The sequence below is a fragment of the Photorhabdus aegyptia genome (assembly GCF_000612035.1).
GTDB lineage: Bacteria > Pseudomonadota > Gammaproteobacteria > Enterobacterales > Enterobacteriaceae > Photorhabdus > Photorhabdus akhurstii.
Map to the genome: position 1 here is coordinate 1 of NZ_JFGV01000043.1, position 21,285 is coordinate 21,285.

Annotated in this window: 19 protein-coding genes; 5 read left to right on the forward strand and 14 right to left on the reverse strand. The window is 43.5% G+C overall.

The features are described 5' to 3' along the window. From icmH to tssB, 9 genes are all read right to left on the reverse strand, one after another. On the reverse strand, positions 1-677 hold a 677-nt coding region (gene icmH / locus BA1DRAFT_RS13845), incomplete at its 3' end, for a type IVB secretion system protein IcmH/DotU (RefSeq protein WP_036780190.1). Next, positions 677-2,029, reverse strand: a complete 1,353-nt coding sequence (gene tssK, locus BA1DRAFT_RS13850) for a type VI secretion system baseplate subunit TssK (protein WP_036780192.1) — start codon at positions 2,027-2,029, stop codon at positions 677-679. The genes tssK and icmH, both read right to left, overlap by 1 nt. Positions 2,030-2,031: 2 nt before the next feature. Further along, positions 2,032-2,598 carry a type VI secretion system lipoprotein TssJ gene (tssJ, locus tag BA1DRAFT_RS13855; protein ID WP_051560793.1) on the reverse strand — a complete coding sequence of 189 codons (567 nt, stop codon included), beginning with the start codon at positions 2,596-2,598 and terminating at the stop codon, positions 2,032-2,034. After that, a complete protein-coding gene (tagH, locus tag BA1DRAFT_RS13860; RefSeq protein WP_036780194.1) occupies positions 2,598-3,884 on the reverse strand; it encodes a type VI secretion system-associated FHA domain protein TagH in 1,287 nt (428 codons plus the stop codon). The genes tssJ and tagH overlap by 1 nt, the downstream gene beginning before the upstream one ends. 5 nt (positions 3,885-3,889) lie before the next feature. After that, on the reverse strand, positions 3,890-4,939 hold the full coding sequence (gene tssG, locus BA1DRAFT_RS13865) for a type VI secretion system baseplate subunit TssG (RefSeq protein ID WP_036780196.1): 1,050 nt from the start codon (positions 4,937-4,939) through the stop codon (positions 3,890-3,892). After that, positions 4,903-6,756 carry a type VI secretion system baseplate subunit TssF gene (gene tssF, locus BA1DRAFT_RS13870; RefSeq protein ID WP_036780198.1) on the reverse strand — a complete coding sequence of 618 codons (1,854 nt, stop codon included), beginning with the start codon at positions 6,754-6,756 and terminating at the stop codon, positions 4,903-4,905. Before tssF ends, tssG begins: the two co-directional genes overlap by 37 nt. Before the next feature lies 1 nt (position 6,757). After that, positions 6,758-7,198 carry a type VI secretion system baseplate subunit TssE gene (tssE, locus tag BA1DRAFT_RS13875; protein ID WP_036780201.1) on the reverse strand — a complete coding sequence of 147 codons (441 nt, stop codon included), beginning with the start codon at positions 7,196-7,198 and terminating at the stop codon, positions 6,758-6,760. 6 nt (positions 7,199-7,204) lie between these two features. Beyond that, entirely contained in the window at positions 7,205-8,683 is a 1,479-nt protein-coding gene (gene tssC, locus BA1DRAFT_RS13880) for a type VI secretion system contractile sheath large subunit (protein ID WP_036780202.1), read from the reverse strand. A 23-nt stretch (positions 8,684-8,706) separates the two neighbouring features. Then, a complete protein-coding gene (tssB, locus tag BA1DRAFT_RS13885; protein WP_036780205.1) occupies positions 8,707-9,204 on the reverse strand; it encodes a type VI secretion system contractile sheath small subunit in 498 nt (165 codons plus the stop codon). A 923-nt stretch (positions 9,205-10,127) separates the two neighbouring features. On the opposite strand from tssB, the gene BA1DRAFT_RS13890 reads away from it, so the two are divergent. The 3 genes from BA1DRAFT_RS13890 to gorA all read left to right on the forward strand — a co-directional run bounded on the left by BA1DRAFT_RS13890 (position 10,128) and on the right by gorA (position 13,591). Then, on the forward strand, positions 10,128-10,646 hold the full coding sequence (locus tag BA1DRAFT_RS13890) for an Hcp family type VI secretion system effector (protein WP_036780207.1): 519 nt from the start codon (positions 10,128-10,130) through the stop codon (positions 10,644-10,646). A 638-nt stretch (positions 10,647-11,284) separates the two neighbouring features. Further along, complete coding sequence (locus BA1DRAFT_RS13895) at positions 11,285-12,127, forward strand: 23S rRNA (adenine(2030)-N(6))-methyltransferase RlmJ (protein ID WP_036780209.1); 843 nt, start codon at positions 11,285-11,287, stop codon at positions 12,125-12,127. A 111-nt stretch (positions 12,128-12,238) separates the two neighbouring features. Beyond that, positions 12,239-13,591, forward strand: a complete 1,353-nt coding sequence (gene gorA / locus BA1DRAFT_RS13900) for a glutathione-disulfide reductase (protein ID WP_152544328.1) — start codon at positions 12,239-12,241, stop codon at positions 13,589-13,591. A gap of 132 nt (positions 13,592-13,723) precedes the next feature. Here the strand turns inward: gorA and mobB are convergent, their stop codons facing one another. Then, positions 13,724-14,242, reverse strand: coding sequence for a molybdopterin-guanine dinucleotide biosynthesis protein MobB (mobB, locus tag BA1DRAFT_RS13905; RefSeq protein WP_036780213.1), 519 nt, complete (start codon positions 14,240-14,242; stop codon positions 13,724-13,726). Continuing rightward, on the reverse strand, positions 14,239-14,829 hold the full coding sequence (gene mobA, locus BA1DRAFT_RS13910; RefSeq protein ID WP_036780279.1) for a molybdenum cofactor guanylyltransferase MobA: 591 nt from the start codon (positions 14,827-14,829) through the stop codon (positions 14,239-14,241). The genes mobB and mobA overlap by 4 nt, the downstream gene beginning before the upstream one ends. Before the next feature lie 216 nt (positions 14,830-15,045). On the opposite strand from mobA, the gene BA1DRAFT_RS13915 reads away from it, so the two are divergent. Further along, a complete protein-coding gene (locus BA1DRAFT_RS13915; protein ID WP_036780215.1) occupies positions 15,046-16,038 on the forward strand; it encodes a serine/threonine protein kinase in 993 nt (330 codons plus the stop codon). Positions 16,039-16,058: 20 nt separating this feature from the next. Next, complete coding sequence (dsbA, locus tag BA1DRAFT_RS13920; RefSeq protein WP_036780217.1) at positions 16,059-16,682, forward strand: thiol:disulfide interchange protein DsbA; 624 nt, start codon at positions 16,059-16,061, stop codon at positions 16,680-16,682. A gap of 155 nt (positions 16,683-16,837) precedes the next feature. Here the strand turns inward: dsbA and BA1DRAFT_RS13925 are convergent, their stop codons facing one another. From BA1DRAFT_RS13925 to BA1DRAFT_RS24115, 3 genes are read right to left on the reverse strand one after another with little or no spacing between them, the layout of a single operon-like run. Beyond that, a complete protein-coding gene (locus BA1DRAFT_RS13925; protein WP_036780220.1) occupies positions 16,838-18,001 on the reverse strand; it encodes an RNA-binding domain-containing protein in 1,164 nt (387 codons plus the stop codon). Further along, positions 17,980-20,607 (reverse strand): TrlF family AAA-like ATPase, encoded by a 2,628-nt coding sequence (locus BA1DRAFT_RS13930; protein ID WP_036780222.1) that lies wholly within the window; start codon positions 20,605-20,607, stop codon positions 17,980-17,982. The genes BA1DRAFT_RS13925 and BA1DRAFT_RS13930 overlap by 22 nt, the downstream gene beginning before the upstream one ends. A gap of 27 nt (positions 20,608-20,634) precedes the next feature. Further along, positions 20,635-20,874: an HTH-like domain-containing protein gene (locus BA1DRAFT_RS24115; protein WP_036780224.1), complete on the reverse strand. Its 240-nt coding sequence runs from the start codon at positions 20,872-20,874 to the stop codon at positions 20,635-20,637. Positions 20,875-21,285: the final 411 nt, after the last annotated feature.

Sequence of the window (21,285 nt, forward strand, 5' to 3'; positions counted from 1 at the left end):
ATACCGCTCCAGAACAGATGTTTAATAGTCAGACGCTTACCCAAGCGATAGCGATCATTACGCTCATTGGCGTTATTGTGGAGAATGATGGGTGGTGCTTCGCCCCGCAGCGCGTGCAGTTGTTGGTGTAATCGACGGAATAAACGTTCAAAGTCATCACTTTTCTGCGAAGCAACTTTATAGCGACCACGATAACCGAGGCAAAAGCAGAGATAAATAAACTCCAGCAGATGTTGATAGCGCTGTGGTTCACCCATCAAACGATCTAACAATTGAAAGACTTTTTCACCACCCCAAGTTTCGTTGTGGAATCGAACCAGTAGTGATTGTTGTAACCACTCATTCTTGCTATTCCAACCATGACCCAATGCGGTTTCATCAATGAAGGTACAGAGCGTATAGCGAAAAGAGATAATTGCGCCTGGCTCATAGCCTTTGGTTTGTAGAAGTTGTTCGATTGCCTGAATATCAGTAACGACCTGTTGATAAAGCTGGTCCGGCAGCGGTTGTTCGCCCATGTCTTTTAGACGCATGACCATGCCGAGCAGCGGCGTAGCGGCATCGATCATCGGGTTTAGGCTTTCTCCGCGTAGCGGTAACTGATACTGAAAATGCACAGTATTATCAGTGACTCCCTGCGTCGGCACAGGATTGTCATTTATGGTTTCAGTTTTCATTAATCAATCCCGTTACTGACTGCCCAGAGCTGCATATCTAATCCAGGGAATTCTCCTGAAACGTGGAAAGCGATGGAGTTGCCCTTCAAAATCTCTTGCCATGCCGGACCTTGTTGATCAAAACGGAAATAGGTGTAACCGACGTGATAAGGCAATTGACGTGGAGCGGCGGAAAGCGCCTCTATAGCGACCCCGGGTAACTGGACGCTGACCATTTCGCGGATTTTTTCCTGCGATGCAACTTTGATCTGCTGAACGAACTGTCGGCGTAACTGCTCCTGTGGAATCTGCGCGCGAACGGCCAAGATGAGAGCTGATTTGTGCAATAGATCGGGATCATGGATGGTTGCTACCCGGAAACCATTCCCCTGAATCTGTAGCGGTAGGGCGACTGCTCGTGGCATCAGAACGACATTCATTTCCCGGCGCATGTGACGCATGAGGTTCAGGAATGTGTCAGTCAGATTGCTATGATCATAATTTGGTACATTGCCGACCAAACGGGATTTATCCGTAAATGTTTTCAATTCAGCCCAAGTTTGGAGAACTTGGGTGAAGAAGTCCTGAGGGTGAAGAAGAGCTTGCTTAGAATAATGGGTAAACCACGGATGAACTCGGTTAAGTAACTGGAGCATCATAAATTCAGACACATCAGCAACGCCTTGCTGACCAGGTGAACCAATCTGCTTCGCAAGAGTTTGAGCTCGTTCCGTTAGTGTATTTTCTATTTCACCCATATAGCGTTGCAGTTTTTTGGATACTTTGACAGCAGTACAAGTTGGGATGAAATCCTCATCAAGAGCGAGGGCTGCACCTTTAGCCCCCTCTTTTATCCGACATAGTGGCAGCAAGGAAAAAGCACTGAGGTCTTCTGATCCCTGTTTCAGAATCGGTGTCAGTTGTGCCAGAGTGACGGGGCTGACATCACCATCATCCGTATGCAAGTCACGGATATTATTTATGTGTGCACGGTAACGTACAGCCCCAGCATGCCTGGATTCAGGATGGGAGATTTCATTAAGGGTATCGTTAGTTATGGGAAGAGCCAGGTAGATATTTTTGCTGCCAGGCCCGTTAATATCGATCACATTAAGCGGTTGGGGAGTGGCATCCTGATGGGGAATCGAGAATATGGTGCCATCCGGCATAATACCGCTGGCTTCGGTAATACTGATACGCCCAAGCGCAAGAAGATCTTTGTCGATAGTCAGGGAACTGAAACCGTAATAGTGTTCGATAAAGGTTGTCAGGCGGCTATGAGCCAGATAGTCATTATGTTTTTGTTGCTGCTGAAAGTGTTGTGGCTTGATGAATAATCCTTCGCGCCAAATCACCCGATTTTTACCTGACATAGTTATTGCTCCTCTTTTCTAAGTTCAACTTCGTTCGTTCTGATATGCACCAGAATGTGGTATTGCTGTCCTGTGTCTTTCACTCGGATGACCTTTTTCCATTCGGATTGATTAATATCGGCATAGCGAACGATAACGCCGATGTAACGGCTATTTTTTTCCAGCGGGATGACTGGCAGTGGTTTGTACTGCCCCGGCAATAAGGTGTAATCCTGATGGTCGATATAATTTTTCCCCAGCGCTTTATCCAGCTTGTCACTCGCCAGTTGGTCATAATCAGCGGCAAGTAGACGGGAATCTTCACTGAGATAGAGCAGATGCATTTCAACCGGAGTGGCTTCTCCATTTTTATTGGGGTTAATATCAGGTTCTGCCAGCAAAGTGATCGCGACGGTGGAAGGTAAGTCCGCGGGTTGACCAACTGGAGTTGATGGGTCCCAGACTACCTGCCCGACTTTCTTCGTTGCTTGCCATGCACTGCTACAGCCGCTTAATATCAGCGCTGCCAGCAATACAAACCATACGGTATAACTACCGGACCATGAGGTATTACCGCCGGAGCGCTTCATTACTGGCTATCCTCTAAACCTTGACGCAGGGCGCGGTCATAAGCTTGTTCATAGACTTCACCGAACAGTTTTTCGAACCCTTGTTGGCGGCTGGAAGCCAGTTCGCGGTAGTAACTGGTGTACATTTCCCATGCCCAGGTTGCATCTTTTTCCTGTGTTTCATTGCTGCGGCGGTATTGGGCAAAACGATTCAGTAGGTGTTCCGGTGAGAAAGCATCCAGCATGGTGTTCAAGGCGGCAGTGATCGCAATCCGGTTAGTCTGATAGTGCAATTGCAGGTTATGTAAGCTTTCAGCGACAGCGGAGGGGGCAGAGAGATGTACCGGGCTTTTTTGATCTGCAAACATCACCTGCATAGTGGTGTTGTAATCCATGTTCAGCCGTAATGGGTTATCTTCAATAGGGCGCAATTGTTTATCACGCAGTCCATGCTGTGTACGCTGTAGTACCAGTAGACCTTCAATGGCCGCTTTCATGGTTTTGCCCATTTCTTCCAGAAAGTCGTTAGCCTGTTGGCTGTTATGTAAAGGCAATTGTGTGTTCAGACCTCTCATCAGGGGGGTGATAGCAACATGTTGCTGTTCCATGTCCTGATACTGTTCACTTAAAGGTGAAGAGATATTCGGTAAATCAACAAAATCCCGATCCATAGCATTGCCTCTGTTATCTGAGAGGGGAGAGAAGAATAATGGAGCTTGGTAATGGCCCTGTTGTAGGCTTTGACTTATGTCGTCACTCTCTAAGGTCTGTTCCAGTGTGGTTAGATTTTCACTGTCGAGAACCTTGAGTGGATCGTGGCTGAAATCGTGTTTAATCGTGGGTGCTAAAGAACCATGATCGGTGAACGCGGTATCCTGGACTGGTTTTTTTTCCATCATTGCGTCCAGTGGATTGCTATAGCTGGAGACCAGTGATTCCGGTGATACTGTCATGGGATCAATGCGATCCGCATCGGAAAAACTGATATAGCTTTTGATCACCAGTTTACCAATGGTAATTTCATCCGCTTGTTGCAGGCGGATGAAACCGGCGCCAGAAGTCAAGGGTGACTGATTCACAAACAGGGGGCCAGCGATCATTTGCAGACAAAATGCGCCATCACGCCACTGGATAGTAAATTGTGAAGGATTGATATTGCCTTGCAGATCCTGAATGGACCAAAGATGGCTCTCACTGCTGCCGACAGTGCCACCTTGAGTGGAGAATAGGCAACTGGCGGATTTACCGCTTTCCAGTTGATCACTATTGAGTACTCGTAATGAAAGGGTTGGCTGTTGTTTTTCCATCGTCTTTATCCACTCACTGAAATCGTGATAAAAGGTTTCTTTTCCGGCTCGCCGAGAAAGCTGGTCCACCCCAGGTTATTGTTTAATTTCGTGCCAAGCACCATGCCGCCTGCTTGGTTTTCAGCTAAGCCAAGACGCAGATCCCAGGCCAATTGATCACGCAGGACAAAACAGATAAACATCACCAGTGGTAGGAAATTTTTGCCGTCGGGAAGAAATGACAGGAAATGTTCACGGGATAGATCGTTGATGCATAACATAAACTTACTATTGTAGTTTTTTACCCATGATCCGATGGTGAAGTTTTCACCTAATACGGACATTTTCGTATTTCTATCACCATCTATTGTCAGCTCTTCACCCAAACGGTTTTGTTGTGATGAGGGAATGGCGACTTTCCGTAATTGCCAGCCATGAACAGTAACATCTGGCAAATCAAAGCAATGTGAAACCAGGCTGCATATCACTTCTGGTGATCGGCCCGGGTTGGCTAACAGACCTGCATAGGCTAGCATTTTGCTATGGTTGATCTTCAAATGAGTACGGTTCACACGACTGCCAAGCCCTACCAAAGAGAACATACGCTGAGAAAAATCATCCTGTCCATTCTTGTCGAAACAGATGTAATAGCGGTATTTCCGCCAGATCTGATGAAGCATAACGATTGAACGGTGATTGAAAACATTCAAAAAGTCTGTCAGTCGGTTTTCATCCTGGGCGTCTTCCCATGCTAGCGAATCAAGGTAGTAACCAGGCATGGGAGACTGGCTGCCATGTAGCCCAAGGAAAGAGACTTCTACATGAAAACGACCTTGTTTGGTACGTTTTACAGAAACAATATCTCTAGTTGGAAAAGCCAGGCTGGCACTGGATGTAAAACGGATTGCTTCACGGTCAGGACGATTAGTTTGCCCAGTTTTTTCCCACGCTACCGCCAATTGGTTGAGTAATTCGACCAATTGATAAAAATCGTATTTTGATACATCCAACGAGCGTTTTGCTGACGAGTTGTTATCTGTTACATCAACGGATGTTGACCTATTTGTACCGGCCATTGATAGCATTCCTGATTATCTAGATTGATCACCTTCAACATGTGGAAGGAGTTAATGCTGGCATATAACGCAAGGAAGCGTGACAGTATGGTGCCGAACATATAGAGCTCTCCTTCAGAACAGAAAGCCTGTTGCCGGATATACAATGTTGATTCCGAACCACGTACCGGGAGACCTTTAAATAGTCGGTCTATTTGCCTCGTTTCGATCCGTTCAATTGCATCTAGCCGTTTTTGGGATGATCGTGAGGATTGTCGGTTATATCGGCTGGGGAGATCGTAAGTACTCAGTACCTCCTTTAATGCGTCTTTGTTCAATAGTGTCATATAGTTCAGTGACATATTGGAAATAAGCTCCCAGTGATACTTGCCGCTCAGCAGTGGATAGAGTGGAACGGATGGGCGGGTTATGTTGCGAAATGGCGCAAATGAAGGGTTTCCTTCTAAAGGGTAATTAATATCACCTACCCGGAGTTGCAGCGGTAATTCGCGGTTGGTACAAGTTAGTCGGATAGAGATACTTTCACTACGCTCCAATTCCAGCAGCAATGATGCATCGCCACGTACGAAAGAGATATAGTGTTCAAGCCCGTTACGAAAGGGTGATTCTTTAACCCTAATACGGAAATAGCGAGTGTTGAGTTCGCTTTCGTGTTCGATTTGGTGATGAAAGCTTTCAAAGGGCACATAGATCCGTTCCGCCCCTCTGGCGCGGTCGAGTGTACCGTCATTATTGAGCAGATAGCTTTCCACTTTATCTACGGAGAAAATATCATAGCGATTAGGATGACTATAGCTGACTTTCAATGGGTATTCGTCCTGACTACCATCTAGTTGAATAACTTCACTATCTATTGGAAAGAGATTGATTGCCGGGACACAATGCAGCCGAAAAGTATCCTGACGGATTTTGATTTCTGGCGGCAATGCTTCTGAGAAGTAGAGATTCAACGTGAAATCTGTGGCTTTAAGACTTGCCGGTAATTTAGGGATGCCAGTGACATCGAAAAATAAGAAACCTTCAGAAAAACAGAAGTACTCTTGTAAGACGCGATAACCCATATAGGCATTTTTCGGGTAAGGCAATAGGGCGTCCTCCCGATTAAAACCCACCGGAACGAAGTCAAAATCCGGTAATGAAATCGTGGTATCGCCTACAACAAGTTTTGCATCTTCAAGGTAATAACTGAGCCAGAAATAGAGTTGTGTACTGCTGTAATCATCGCCGCTTAGATAAAAACGCAGCTTATCAAGTTGCAGTTCTTGTAAGTTAAGTTCTGTTTTTGAGGTGAAATTCAGACCGATGACGCCTTGTTCGTTACTATTATTGACCGAAATGTCCCGGATAGACATCGGAAGCAGCCAAACATCACGGCATAAAGTGAAAGTACAGCGATGATTGTCTTGGCCTGTTTTTTGAGCATTGGTATTGCTTAAGTAATTGTCTTCATCCTCATCATTTTCGCTATCATCCGTCAGCGGACGGCTTTTGATTTGAGTTCCACGTGGTATCTGCGTCGCTTTTGTGGTGGTACTATCATCAGGCATATATTGGATAATGGTCATGCTAGGCGTTGGCCGCAGGTAATTTGGCCATAGCATGTGCAACAATCCATGAGTGAGTTCAGGGAATTCATCATCAATTTTTGCCCGTAAGTTACCTGCGAGAAAGGCAAATCCTTCGAGTAAACGCTCAACATCCGGGTCAGAGCCTTGTTCAGACAAAAATGAGGCGAGGTGAGGATGTTCAATTGCAGCTTGTCGCCCCAATTGTCTAAGGTAATCCAGTTCCTCTCTAAAATATTTTTCAAGTGACATTTTATTGAGTCCTCTCTAGGCAATAACGCCGGTTGTTATCTAGTTGAATGTTAAATTCAACAGCGTCATGAATATCATCCAGGGATACCTGGGCGCTGATGTGAAAACGTAACAGCAGCGGATCACTATCATCGTGGATTGCACTGACCGTGACTGACGATATTCTTGGTTCATAATTTGTGATGCAGTGCACTATTGCTTGCTCAATACTCTGTTTAAAGTCAGTTGCCGTGGTTGTGGCGTCATTGAGATCAATAACGCCAAGATCAGCCGCACTCTGACAGGCACCCGGATGGGTATTGAGAACATGATTCAAGTGCCGTTTTATGGAGTTGAGCAGCTCACGCATTCTTGATTGGCGGGAAGAACCGGAGTTCTTCCCCTGAATACGCTCGAACAGGCTGGCAGAGCCTTCTCTATTCCAACTGTACAGCGCAGCCATGACTCATTACTCCTTATCCAAACGCCCGACTAGTGACAACTCAAAGCTGGCTCCCATATATTTAAAATGAGGGCGAACCTGCATTGCCACTTGATACCAGCCTGGATCTCCTTCCACATCCAAAACCTGAATTTGGGCAGAACGCAGAGGGCGACGGCTACGGACATCTGTCGGTGGATTTTCCTGATCAGCAATGTACTGTTTCAGCCAGGTGTTCAGTTCACGCTCCAAATCCTGACGCTCTTTCCAGGAACCAATCTGCTCGCGTTGTAACACTTTGATGTAGTGTGCAAGGCGGTTGATGATGAACATATAGGGCAGTTGAGTACCCAGTTTGTAGTTGGTTTCAGCCATTTTCCCTTCGCGAGTATTTGGGAAAACTTTTGGCTTCTGAACTGAGTTAGCAGAGAAGAATGCAGCGTTGTCACTGCCTTTACGCATTGTCAGGGTGATAAAGCCCTCTTCCGCCAATTCGAATTCACGACGATCGGTAACTAAAACTTCTGTTGGGATCTTGGCTTGGATCTGTCCCATTGCTTCGAATAGGTGAACCGGTAGATCGCTGACAGTCCCCCCGCTTTGCGGGCCGATAATATTCGGGCACCAGCGATATTTGGCGAAGCTGTCAGTCAAACATGTTGCCAGCAGATAAGCGGTATTACCCCATAGGAAATGTTCGTGATCTTTGCTGACATCTTCCTGATAGTTAAAGTTTTTAATTGGGTTTTCGACGGTTGAATAAGGTAGACGCAACAAGAAGCGCGGCGCTGTCAGACCGAGGTAACGTGAATCCTCCGATTCGCGCAGTGAACGCCATTTAGTGTGTGCCGGACCTTCGAAGACAGATTTCAGATCCTTAATCGCTGGCAACTCGGTGAAGCTGCTGATACCAAAGAAATCAGGTGAAACGGAAGAGAGGAATGGCGCGTGAGCCATTGCGCCAACCGCACTGACGTATTGCATCAGTTTGATATCAGGTGAGCTACTGCTGAATGCATAGTTACCGATGACCGCAGCAACCGGTTCGCCGCCAAACTGCCCATAACCTGTTGAGTAGACATGTTTGTATAAGCCTGATTGGATGATTTCTGGCGAAAATTCGAAATCTTCCAGTAACTCTTCTTTGGTCGCATGGATGATGTTGATTTTGATGTTTTCACGGAAATCGGTACGATCAACCAGCAATTTCAGTGAACGCCATGATGATTCCAGCTCTTGGAACTCTTTGGCATGCATAATTTCATCAACTTGAGTGCTGAGTGTTTTATCAAGCTCAACAATCATTCTATCAACGACAAGTTTGTTGACAGGTTCTTCGTTAGCGCCGGTATCCAAAATGCTGCTGATAAAAGCGGCAACACCCTGTTTCGCGATATGGTAGCCATCATTTTCCGGCGTCATTCTTGCCTGAGACATAATCTCGTCAAGCAAAGAGGTAGTGGACCCTGGGGTTAATGTTGTACTGCTCTCTTCATGCAAGGACATGTTAAAAACTCCTTTTTAGTCAATTACTTTTGATTGACGATTTCAAGCTCTTTTAGAAGTTGTTCTCGGACTTTCTCGTCACCCAATAATTCCTGTAAGCGGGTGCGGAATGCCGGAATATTTCCTAATGGCCCTTTTAGTGCGACAAGCGCCTCACGTAGCTCTAAAAGTTTATTTAATTCAGGCACTTTCTTCGCTACGTTGTCGGGTGAGAAATCATTGAGTGATTTTATTTCTAGGTTAATTGGTAGGTCATCTCCGCTATTATCTTTGAGGCGATTAGGGACACTAAAAGTGAGGTTGATATTGGCTTCATTCATCACGGCATTAAAGTTATTTTTGTGCACAGAAACAGCTTGCCGTTCTTCAATTGGCATATCTTCTTTTGTTCCTTTAAGGTCACCGACGATCAGCAGGTTGAGAGGTAATTCAATTTCGGCTACCTGATCACCGGTATTCGGAACGTATTTGATATTAATCCTTTCTTTTGGCGCTACGCTACCTGAACTATCTTTACTCATATTAGAATCCTTTGGGTAATACAATTAGGCAATTAGGAATTATCTGATAACAATATTGGATGAGAGAGTTGCCCTTAGATACCTACCTATATGTGACGGAGACCATAAAATTCTCCCGGATTAAGGAGCGGGAGATTCACTGCATTGGATTGGATAGTAAGCTGACTTTCTATGAGCATATAGATAAATACGAAATTCAGAATATTCTTACTCATCGAACAATAGCATCAATATAGAACACTTTGCAAAGCAAAGTCTCGCATTTTGTTTTTTTATTGTAAAGCTAAAATATATATAGGTATACCCCCCTATTCGGCATTTTGATGATTTTATGATATTTGGCAATAAGTTACAATTAGGTGTTTTCTTAAGCTGTTTATTGGTAAAAGAACTCTATATAGTTATTGAGTATCATCTATTTTTTTGTATTTGTGATTTTTTGTTTCATTGTGTAACAAAGTATTTCTAGATGTATTTTTGTTTACATCTTGGAGTTGGTTTCATATTGAAAATATTAATTTAGTTATTAACTAAGTGAAGAAGCTGAATTTTTTGATCCAGCTCTCAATTTTTAATTGCCCAAAATATAATTTAGGTGGCAATCATTAAAAATGTTTTATTTCATATAGATATGTCATTCCGCCTTTAAATTAGATCAGAATAAACAGTTAATTGTTCTGTGAATTAAGAAAATTGTAAAGTTATTTTTTAAAATGGCATTAATTATAATATTTTCATTTGTTGATGATAGGTTGATAATTTTGCAATTTAGATTTTATTTTGAAATGAGCTGGTTGGTATTTATTATTCGTTTCAGCGTTCAATACATTGTAAGTGATTTTTTCCAAGATGAAATAATCACTATTGAAAGTAATATGAGCGTTACCTTAATGTTGACACAATCTCTATAAAGGATATTTGCAATGCCAACTCCATGTTATATTTCCATCACTGGAAAAACACAGGGTAATATTACTGCGGGTTCATTCACTGCTGAATCAGTGGGTAATATTTATGTTCAGGGCCATGAAGATGAAATGCTGGTTCAAGCATTTGATCATGTCGTCACCGTACCAACTGATCCTCAATCAGGTCAGCCATCAGGTCAGCGTGCTCATAAACCATTCCGTTTTACTGTGGCATTAAATAAATCTGTTCCATTGCTTTATAACGCATTGGCTTCGGGTGAAATGCTGACAAGTGTAGTATTGAAATGGTATCGCACTTCGGTTGAAGGGAAACAAGAACACTTCTTCACGACGCAGTTGGAAGATGCCACTATTATCGACATCGATTGCAATATGCCTCATTGCCAGGACCCAACAAAAGCTGAATTTACTCAGTTGGTTCGTGTTTCTCTGTCTTATCGTAAGATTAACTGGGAGCATACAACCGCAGGTACTTCCGGCGCAGATGATTGGCGTGCGCCTATTGTTGCCTAATAGGTAATATAATTATTCAGCCAATGAAATATCTCTTCATTGGCTGAAACACTTAATTTTTCTTTATTTTAAGTTGAAGATTTCTAATAACTGTCTTCAACTTTTTTCAGCTTTTTTGATTTTCTTCTTTATTTTCCCTTCAATTTTTTACACGTACTATTTAACGATATTGCTTAATAGTTTCGATAACATTAAGTTATTTTTTCTGGTTTTTCTTTTGATCATTTTTCCATAAGCGAGAGTTAACATTTTCCAATCTCTGTTCCTGATTGGTGATTTCGTGAGCATTAACATAAAATCTCGTATATTTAATTGTTCGTTTGATGTCTTGTTTTTTTAATTGCACAATTCTTATTGTTTGTAATTACGTAAGTATTACTTATGATTATCAGTGAAAATGTAAATAGTATTACTTAATTAAACATCGTGTTGGTCTGGGCAGAGTTTTTCACTTATCCTAAATTTTTATTAATATGATTAAAGGGATCGTCAGGAGAAAGATGAGGAGCCTGACATTTTTGTCGTTAATGGGGCTATAATAGGGCCTTACTATCTGTCCCATCTACTGGGATGGGTTTTTAGTTGTCAGGTACTCTATCTGACAATCAACCTATTCTCTGCTCTGGGGTCTGAAATTAATGCTAAGTTATCGCCACAGTTTTCATGCTGGTAATCATGCCGATGTGCTCAAGCACACTGTACAAAGCTTAATCATTGAATCTCTTAAAGAAAAAGAAAAACCTTTTCTCTATCTGGATACTCATGCTGGTGCGGGGCGCTATCAACTCAGCAGTGAACATGCTGAGCGTACTGGTGAGTACTTGGAAGGGATTGCCCGCGTTTGGCAGCGTGAAGATTTACCGCAGGAATTGAACGCTTATATAAGTACAGTGGCCGCACTGAATCAGAGTGGCAACTTACGTTACTATCCGGGATCGCCTTTTATCGCCCGCCATTTACTACGGCAGGATGATAAGTTCAATCTGACAGAACTGCATCCGAGTGATTTTCCTTTATTACGTAATGAATTCTCCCGCGATAACCGCGCTAGGGTTGTGCGTGAAGATGGTTATCAGCAATTAAAATCACAATTGCCGCCGCCGAGTCGCCGTGGGTTCATTCTTATTGATCCGCCTTATGAACTGAAATCGGATTATCAGGCGGTTGTACAGGCAATTCAGGAAGGTTATAAGCGTTTTGCAACCGGTGTTTATGCGTTGTGGTACCCAGTGGTATTACGCCAGCAGATCAAACGACTGGTTAAAGAGCTGGAAGCAACCGGCATCCGCCGTATTCTACAAATTGAGTTGGCTGTCCGGCCTGATAGCGATCAACGAGGAATGACCGCCTCTGGCATGATCGTGATTAACCCGCCTTGGAAACTGGAACAGCAGATGAAATCGGTGTTGCCGTGGTTACATCAGGTTCTGGTGCCGGAAGGAATTGGTCACACCTTGGTTAAATGGGTGGCGCCAGAATAGTTTTTAGCAATGGCAGCGAGAGCCAGAACCATCGCGACTGCTTGATATTTTTTGCCATAATTAGGCTTTGGGTATTAACTCCCTTGAATTGATTAGATGGAAACAATCCGGATGAGCAAACATTACGATTATATAGCGATTGGTGGTGGCAGTGGCGGCATAGCATCAATTAACCGTGCGGCTATGTACGGGCAGAAATGTGCCTTAATTGAAGCCAAGGCATTGGGTGGAACGTGTGTCAATGTGGGCTGTGTGCCGAAGAAAGTGATGTGGCATGCGGCGCAAATTGCTGAATCTATCCACCAATATGGGCCAGATTATGGCTTTGATGCGACAATCAACCGCTTTAACTGGAAGACACTCATTGCCAGTCGCACGGCTTATATCGATCGTATCCACCAGTCTTATGAACGTGGCTTGGGTAACAATAAAGTTGATGTGATCCAGGGGTTTGCCCGTTTTGTTGATGCACATACTGTTGAAGTGAATGGTGAAAAAATCACCGCAGATCATATTTTGATTGCGACAGGTGGTCGTCCTGTGCGGCCTGATATACCAGGGGCAGAATATGGTATTGATTCTGATGGTTTTTTTGCATTGGAAGAGATGCCAAAGCGGGTTGCGGTTGTTGGCGCAGGCTATATTGCCGTAGAAATTGCCGGTGTATTGCATGCTCTTGGTAGTGAAACCCATCTATTTGTGCGTCAACATGCACCGTTGCGTTCTTTTGATCCGATGATTGTTGAAACACTCTTGGAAGTTATCAATACCGAAGGACCTACTTTGCATACAGAATCGGTGCCAAAATCAGTAAGTAAAAATGCGGATGGTAGCCTGACCTTGCAACTGCAAAATGGTAAAGAACAAACCGTTGATACCCTTATCTGGGCTATTGGCCGCGAACCAGTAACGGATAATCTGAACCTGTCTGTAGCCGGTGTTGAGTTGAATGAAAAAGGCTACATCAGAGTTGATGAATATCAGAACACAAATGTGAAAGGGATTTATGCAGTAGGTGATAACACCGGTGCAGTGGAGTTAACTCCCGTTGCGGTTGCCGCAGGTCGTCGTCTGTCTGAGCGCTTGTTTAACAATAAACCAGAGGAACATTTGGATTACACCAATATTCCAACTGTCGTATTCAGCCATCCGCCTATTGGTACTGTGGGGCTGACTGAACCTCAGGCGAAAGCGCAATTTGGTGAAGAACAGGTGAAAACTTATCAATCTTCTTTTACTGCAATGTATACCGCTGTCACTCAACATCGCCAGCCGTGCCGGATGAAATTGGTATGTGTCGGGCCGGAAGAGAAGATTGTTGGCATTCATGGTATCGGCTTCGGAATGGATGAAATGCTGCAAGGTTTCGCTGTTGCGTTGAAGATGGGGGCAACGAAGAAAGACTTTGATAACACGGTTGCAATTCATCCCACTGCGGCGGAAGAGTTTGTAACAATGCGGTGATATTGTTGAACCCTATCTATAATATTTTTCTAAAGGCCGATTCCATTCGGCCTTTCTCTTATCAATGGTTGTTTTTGATCTTGTGCCTGTGTTTCGGAAGTTTTCATATTGCTGAGTACAGGCGGAAGTGACTTAACGTTCCATATTTAGCCAGTCGACAATAAAATCAGCTACTTGTTCAGGTTGATTGATATTCAATTGTGGCAAGATAGTCTCCAATTTTTCATCACTGGCAACAGCAATTACATGTTGATCAAGCAGATCGCTTAATCGGTGGTTAAGAGTGTTGCGGTATAGAGCGATTTTATTGATTGGCTCATCTTTAAAACCTTCCACTAGAATCAGATCCAGTGAATCTGGATCAAAACGGCTGGCAAGATAGTTCAAATCTAATTCCTGTAAATCTGGCGTTTCTGTCATTAATGCCCAGCGTTGTTGGTTGGCAACCAGAGTTTGCTCTGCACCAGCTTTGCGCAGCTCATAACTGTCTTTGCCCGGTTTATCCACATCCACATTGTGATGAGTGTGTTTTATCAGACCAACCCGGATTTGCCGTTGACGTAATAGTGGAATCACTTGTTTGAGAAGTGTAGTTTTTCCTGTTCCGCTATAAGCGGTGATGCCTAATAGCGGAAGTGGTTTGGTACTCATTTTTTGATCTCCTGTGTATTCTCCCAATGTTGGCAATCTTCCGGTGTGTTCAGATTAGTAAAAGCAGTAGAATTGTCATCAAACTGAACAGCTATCGCTCTGATCTTATGCATAAACAGTATCAATTTGCGATCACCGTTAGCCAGATAATTTTCTAATTGAGAAAAAAGACTGCGGTGTAGTAAAGCGATGGTAGGGTGAGCTCGGTTGCCATCATTTACATAGGTTGCTAATGCTTGCTGTTTTCCTTGCCATAAGCGAGTGACCAAATCAGTGGGGAGAGTTGGCACATCACAAGGAACACACATAACCCAGTCGTGACTAGCTGATTTTAGGGCGGTTAGCATTCCTGAAAGGGGGCCAGAGAAGTCTGGTGTTAAATCTGGAACAATTTGATAACCACTTTGTCGGTAAATATCCAGATTGCGGTTAGCGTTGATAATTAATTCATCTACTTGTGGAAGTAGCTTATCCGCAATATGTTGGTACAGTGGTTTTTTGTTTAGGAAAATTAGTCCCTTGTCATTGCCGCTCATACGGGTGGCGCGACCTCCTGCAAGGATCACACCGCTTATCTTTGGTTGCATAATGTTCAAGTTATCAACTGAGGTAGTTATTACTGAATATAACTCCTTTTAGCTCGATTATTTGGGTTCAACTAAGCGTTTTTAAAATAGGAGCACCGGATAACTTGCTGATAAAAGGGTCATCTTTACGCTTATTGACAGAGCAATCCTTTCTCTGGGCGGTCATCCCTGTTAATTTGTATAGCCGTTATTACAGATTAATCAAGAGAATAGAATGTGCTAACAAACCAGTCTGCTTTTAATTTCCGGGAGTTAACGCCGGATTTGATTATGGATGCATTGGTGCAGACCGGGCTGTATATCGATTCCGGGCTGACAGAATTAAACAGTTATGAGAACCGTGTTTATCAGTTTACGGATGAAGATCGTAAACGTTATGTTGTGAAATTTTACCGGCCATTACGTTGGGATCAGCAGCAGATTCAGGAAGAGCATGATTTTGCTTTGGCGTTACAACAGGCTGATTTACCTGTTGCGGCGCCTTTGGTATTTAATAAGCAAACTTTGCTGACTTGTCAGGATTTCTTTTTTGCCGTTTTTCCAAGCATTGGGGGGCGTCAGTATGAATCCGATAATCTTTTTCAGTTAGAGGATGTAGGGCGTTTGCTAGGGAGAATTCATCAGATTGGCCGCCGACAAAAATTCACTTCTCGTCCAACTATCGGGTTAAATGAGTATCTGCATCAGCCACGACAGTATTTGGCTGCATGTGAGTTGGTTCCTGAGGGACAGAAAAGGCAATTTTTGGCAGTATTGGATGATTTGATAAATGCCGTAGCATCATATTGGCGTGATGATTGGCAAATATTGAGGCTTCATGGTGACTGCCATCCGGGTAATATCTTGTGGCGTGACGAAGCTTGGTTTGTTGACCTTGATGATGCGCGTAACGGTCCGGCAATTCAGGATTTATGGATGTTGCTTCATGGCTCCCGTCAGGAACAGCTATTGCAGTTAGATACACTGTTGGAAGCCTATAGTGAATTTGCAGATTTTGATCCGAAGGAGCTGTCATTAATAGAGCCATTGCGTGCTATGCGGATGATCTATTATTTGGCATGGGTTGCCCGACGTTGGCAGGATCCTGCTTTTCCCAAGGCGTTTCCTTGGATGACAGATACCGATTTTTGGTTAAAACAGACGTCACTTTTTTCTGAACAGATTAAGCTGTTACAGGAATCACCTTTGCAGCTTAACCCGATGTATTAATGTTTATCATGGAGATAGTTATGAAGAAGTTGTGGTTAGCTTTAGTCGGAATGATGATGGCATTTAGCGCATCTGCCGCCAATTTTACCGAAGGAAAACAATATACTGAATTGAAGCCGCCGGCGGCGGATCAACCACAGGTGCTAGAATTTTTCTCTTTCTATTGCCCCCACTGTTATCAGTTTGAAGAGATTTTTAAAGTTCCTCAGACGGTGAAACAGTATTTACCGGAAGGGACAAAACTTGTTCGTTATCATGTGGATTTTTTAGGGCCACTGGGTAAAGAATTGACGACGGCTTGGGCTGCGGCAATGGCAATGGGTGTTGAAGACAAAGTGACTCCGGTGCTGTTTGAGGGTATTCAGAACACACTGACTATTAAGACTCCGAATGATATTCGCAATGCCTTTATCAAAGCCGGGGTAACGGCAGAGGATTATGATGCTGCCATGAGTAGTTTTGTGGTGAAATCCTTAGTTGTTAAGCAGCAAAAAGCCGCTCAGGATTTGCAACTGCGAGGTGTACCGGCAATGTTTGTTAACGGCAAGTATATGGTGAAAAATGACGGCATTGATGCCACTTCTGCTGATAACTATGGGAAATCCTATTCAGACGTTGTTAACTTCCTGTTAAATCAGAAGTAATACTTCGACATCCTCCCCCACCTTCGCACTCCGTGACTCAGGAGGGGGATTCCTCTTAGTAGGCGACAGTCTGATTGCTCAGGTGTCGGATTTCTGCTTTTGCCTGTTTTCGTCACAAAATACAAGCGGAAAATACTCAGTGAAATGATTTGGCGTCACTCATCGGGTAGCATTCGGCTAATGATAGCTTTGAATGTATTCCCCTCCCTATTATCAATCAATTCAATATCTGGGTATGCTTTGATTGCACGTTTAATACCACTTCCCAAGCCTCTGTATGGCAATACCTTAGAAGCAAATGAAGCCAAGATTGGGTTACGAATATTAGAGTTCCCCATCTTGATGTTCTCAATGGTTAAATTATTGGGTAAGTGGCCGGGGCTAATAATTTCAATTCGATCTGCAAAAACCAGCACTTTAACGGGGGCTGACACAAAGTAATCGCGATGAATAAGCGCATTGGAAATCAGTTCTTCTAAAACAATCCTCGGGATTTCAGGCTCGCCAAGTGAGTTAAAGCTTTGCTTATTTTGAATATGTCGTATATTTGCCAATACAAACCCCAGCACCTTTTGGAACACATCCGACAGCTTGCCATTGATATCCTGACTATCAATATAGTGCTCATCTTCAATATCCACGCCGGGGAAAGCAACAGCCTTTACGATAAAAACAGGAAGACGAATCTGAGGTCGCGATGCAAACAACAAAGTACCACAAATATTCAATTGACCATTTTTAGCCAAATTCATATTTTCTAAAAGCTGAGAGCGAGATACACTTTGCTCCTCAACCCTCTCTCCGTATTCACCCTCAAAAAACGAATCAAAGAACTCCTGATCGATGTCGGCTACTGACGTACCACTTACCGGTGTCTCATCTGCATGAATCAGTGCCGCCTCCTGAAACATTCGCTGCAACTCTTCGCGAGCAGTCACCCTTCGCTTATCAGAACCATTTTTCACCCAAACATAGCCCTGAGTATCCATATAAGGTTTACTGATGCCTTGCTCTATATGTACAGCAATGACCAGACCATCGGGGAGTTGAATGTTTTCAGTAACAGGATTTATTGGGGGGCGAACATTATTTGTAGCAGCATTCGCTATGACTTGATTAATTCGACCGATATCTTCTCTCGTCAATCCAGATCGAGACCCATCGCCATTGTTAACACCAATGAGAATTAAGCCTCCAGTACCATTGGAAAACGCTACCATTTCGGCACCCAACGAAGATGCATTGTTGACGTCTGCTTTAAATTGATGACGGCTATCTTCATCACGTGCAATTATTGCTAAGAGTTCTTGGGTTTCCATGCTTCATATACCTGTTTACGTTTCTCGAAGGCTTTTGCACCACCCTCCATAATACCGACTATACGCTGCTGAACATCCGCGCAGTCAATGCTGCCACTGACAATATTAATATGATCATCCTGATATTCACAGGCGATGACTTGCTCAGCATCGCCTAACACTGGAATGTTGGCGTTATGAGTGGCAAAGACGAACTGCGTTTTTGGCTTTAACTCACGAATGAGCTTGATAACATCGTCATAGATCGTCTGGTTATCCAAGTCGTCTTCTGGCTGGTCGATGATCACAACATCATTTTCTTGTTGGTTTAGAACAAACAGTATTAATGCAGATGCGCGCTGCCCTAATGAATGATGAGCCAGAGTCTTACCGTGGTATTCAATGGTGAAAACATTCGGCACCTGCCAAGTCAGCAAAGCGTCTAGATTATCTTCAAAATGCTGCCAGAAGGTATCGAACGAACCACCAAGCAGCGCTTTCAACTTATCTTTTTCTCGCCATACCGCGCCAAAATCGCTGAACTTGTCCACCACTGTTTTCAATGTAGCTTCTTGAATATGGCTACCGCGGTATAAATCCTGAATATGCTTGAGCATGGCCGCTTTGTTATCTTTAAATTTCGGCGCAATTTTTAACGGCGAATCCACTCGATTGATTTTATTCAGCACTTGCTCAATAGCGCAGTATTCTTCAAACCAAAGGTTATTAAGTTGATCCAATTCCCGTTCAACTCCTTGATTCAAATCCGCATATTGCTGCTCACTCTTGGCCAATACCACCAGCATTTGCTCAGCCTGATCGAGCTGACTTTTAAACTGCTTAAACTCTTGCGGACTGATTGCTTGTGCACCCGCTTGTTGAAACTCACTGGCTAACTTGCGCTCGATTTCCGCAAATTCTTCTTTCAACGCTTGTTTTTGTTGTTGAAAGCCCGCCAGCTTTTGCTGCAATTGGTGAACTGTCGCTTGATCACTTCCAGCCACTTGCTTAATTTCATCAAAGCCAGTAAGCAACTGTTGATAGACCGCAAAAAAGCCATCAAAAAAAGGCTTATTCTGTGCTGACTTATACAGAATCTGGTTTTTCAGTTCATCTTCAAAGCTGGCAATAAAGCTATTTAGCTCGGTCAGATAATGCTGTGCCCCTTGGATCATCTGCTGCGCTTTGCGCTCATCCCGATCAAAATCAATCTGCTTTTGCAGTTTGGCTTCTACGCCGTGTTGTTGGTAAAACCTTAACTTAAACTCAACATCCTGCTTTTTTTGCAGCCACTCTTGTTTCTGCAAGGCATCACGGGTTAAACGTTTAATCTGATCAATAGCATCCACTACGCGCTGACGGCCTTGCTCTATCTTTTGGCGAACAGGAATTAAAGCTTCCCCAACCAGCTTTTCAATGAGGTCTTTTTCAAATCCAGCGCCAGTGCTCGACAGGTCTTTTTGACCAAAGTAAATGGGTTGATGTAGGACGGTTTCTCGAATCGACACACCTGGCTGTAATTGCCCGTTAACATATACATCAGGACGTTCACCTAATATACGGCGTATCTGGTAAGGCTGGCCTCGCCGGTCAATCGCGTCGATAGTGATCTTTCCGCCACTACATAGCAGGTGCTTTACTAAACCTTCTTTATATTCAATGTCAGAGGACTTATCGCCAAACGGGATATTCAGGGCATAGCGAATGCCTTCCAATACGGAAGATTTACCACTGCCACGAATACCAATCAAAGTATTCAGTTCCGGCGATAGACAGATTTCAGTGCCACCTAAGGTGCCCACACCTTCAAAACTGATTTTACGAATAAATGAATGGCGATAGTCAGGTAGTTTAGCTTGTACGCGAGATGTCTTATCCCGCAAGGCAAATTTTACGGCCTCAAAGCTGAACGCGCCGAGTTTGAGATAACTGGCTTCCTTTCTGGCCGACATATCGGCAAGGTTCTTGGCGTCGCAACCTTCCACTTCAGCAGGATATAAGTCACCCAGTGCTTGCTGGATCTTAGAGCGCTCATCTCGGGTGCGAACCTTTTGGAAAGCCAAAGCTCTGCATCGAACAGAAGCATTGTCGAAAAGTTCTTTTATCCGACCCGGCGTTAAACTACCCCATAAACCGTTGGGTGCTTCCACATGAGCAAAAACTAAAAAATAGTCTTTGTGATAACCATCCAAGATTTTAATGGTTTCGAGAATATCGTGATTCGAATGCACATTTTCCTGCTCAAAATTAGCTTTCCCGGTAAAGGTGACAGTGAGAAAGTCCTGGATATAGTTTTTTTGCTCCTTGTTGCTTATCCACTCATCGGAAAACACTACCAGGGTATGTACACCCGCTTTCCCATCTTTTACCGAGAGTTCAATACCGGGCAGCAAACCAATGCCGGATTTTTGGGCCTTTTTGCGCAGACTCTTAAATTCAGGCATATCGAATTTGTTATGGTTGGTAATCACACCAAGGCCAATACCGGCATCTTTTAGCGAATGTACGTATTGATTCACGTAGTCGTTATCTGCACCCGTGTATTTGAACTCTTTATCCGCACGGGTATGGAGGTGAAAATCCGTCTTGAGCCACCGGCTGCCATATTCAAAAGTGTCGTCACTCATTAATACCCCCTTCCAAAAATATTTTGTTCAAAGAAGATTCGTGTCAAGACCAGCAGCTTTAAGATGAGAGGTCAAATTACGTATTTTACTAAACTCCGTGCCGAAGCTCGGGTGAAGACTTACACCTTCACAAAACTCCCTCGCTATAATGTGTTTTAATTCGTCGGCATGTTTGAGCATTTGCAAATGTAACTCAACCGTAAACTGGTTTCTTGGCGCTTTGTCAAAAGCAAGCTTTATGCGTCTGTAAATCTCGTTTTCACTCATATTTAACACTACTCACGTGCTTATATAAAGGATATAAAAAAGCAAGAATTGACATTGAAATCGAACAACTTCTGGTAAGGCAAAAGTAAGTTACATCACAAACGGCCTACCCACCAACTTGAGAATCTTTGGCACAATGCATGCTAAAAAGATTTTATGTAAAACAAACTCTGGTTATATCCACAACTCCGTGATCTATAAGGCAATATGACAGTTTTATGACTAAGATTATAAGTCATTGATTTTTTACCTAAGGTTGATAAGTTTTTTTTATCAACGATCAATACCTAAATAAAACTTGTAATATCTATACACAAAGTTATCCACAGATTTTATAGCAGGATGTGAATATCAGAATCGGGTTTCAAAAGAAAATTCACATAAAGTTCGTTTCCTACTTCTTGCTGTGGC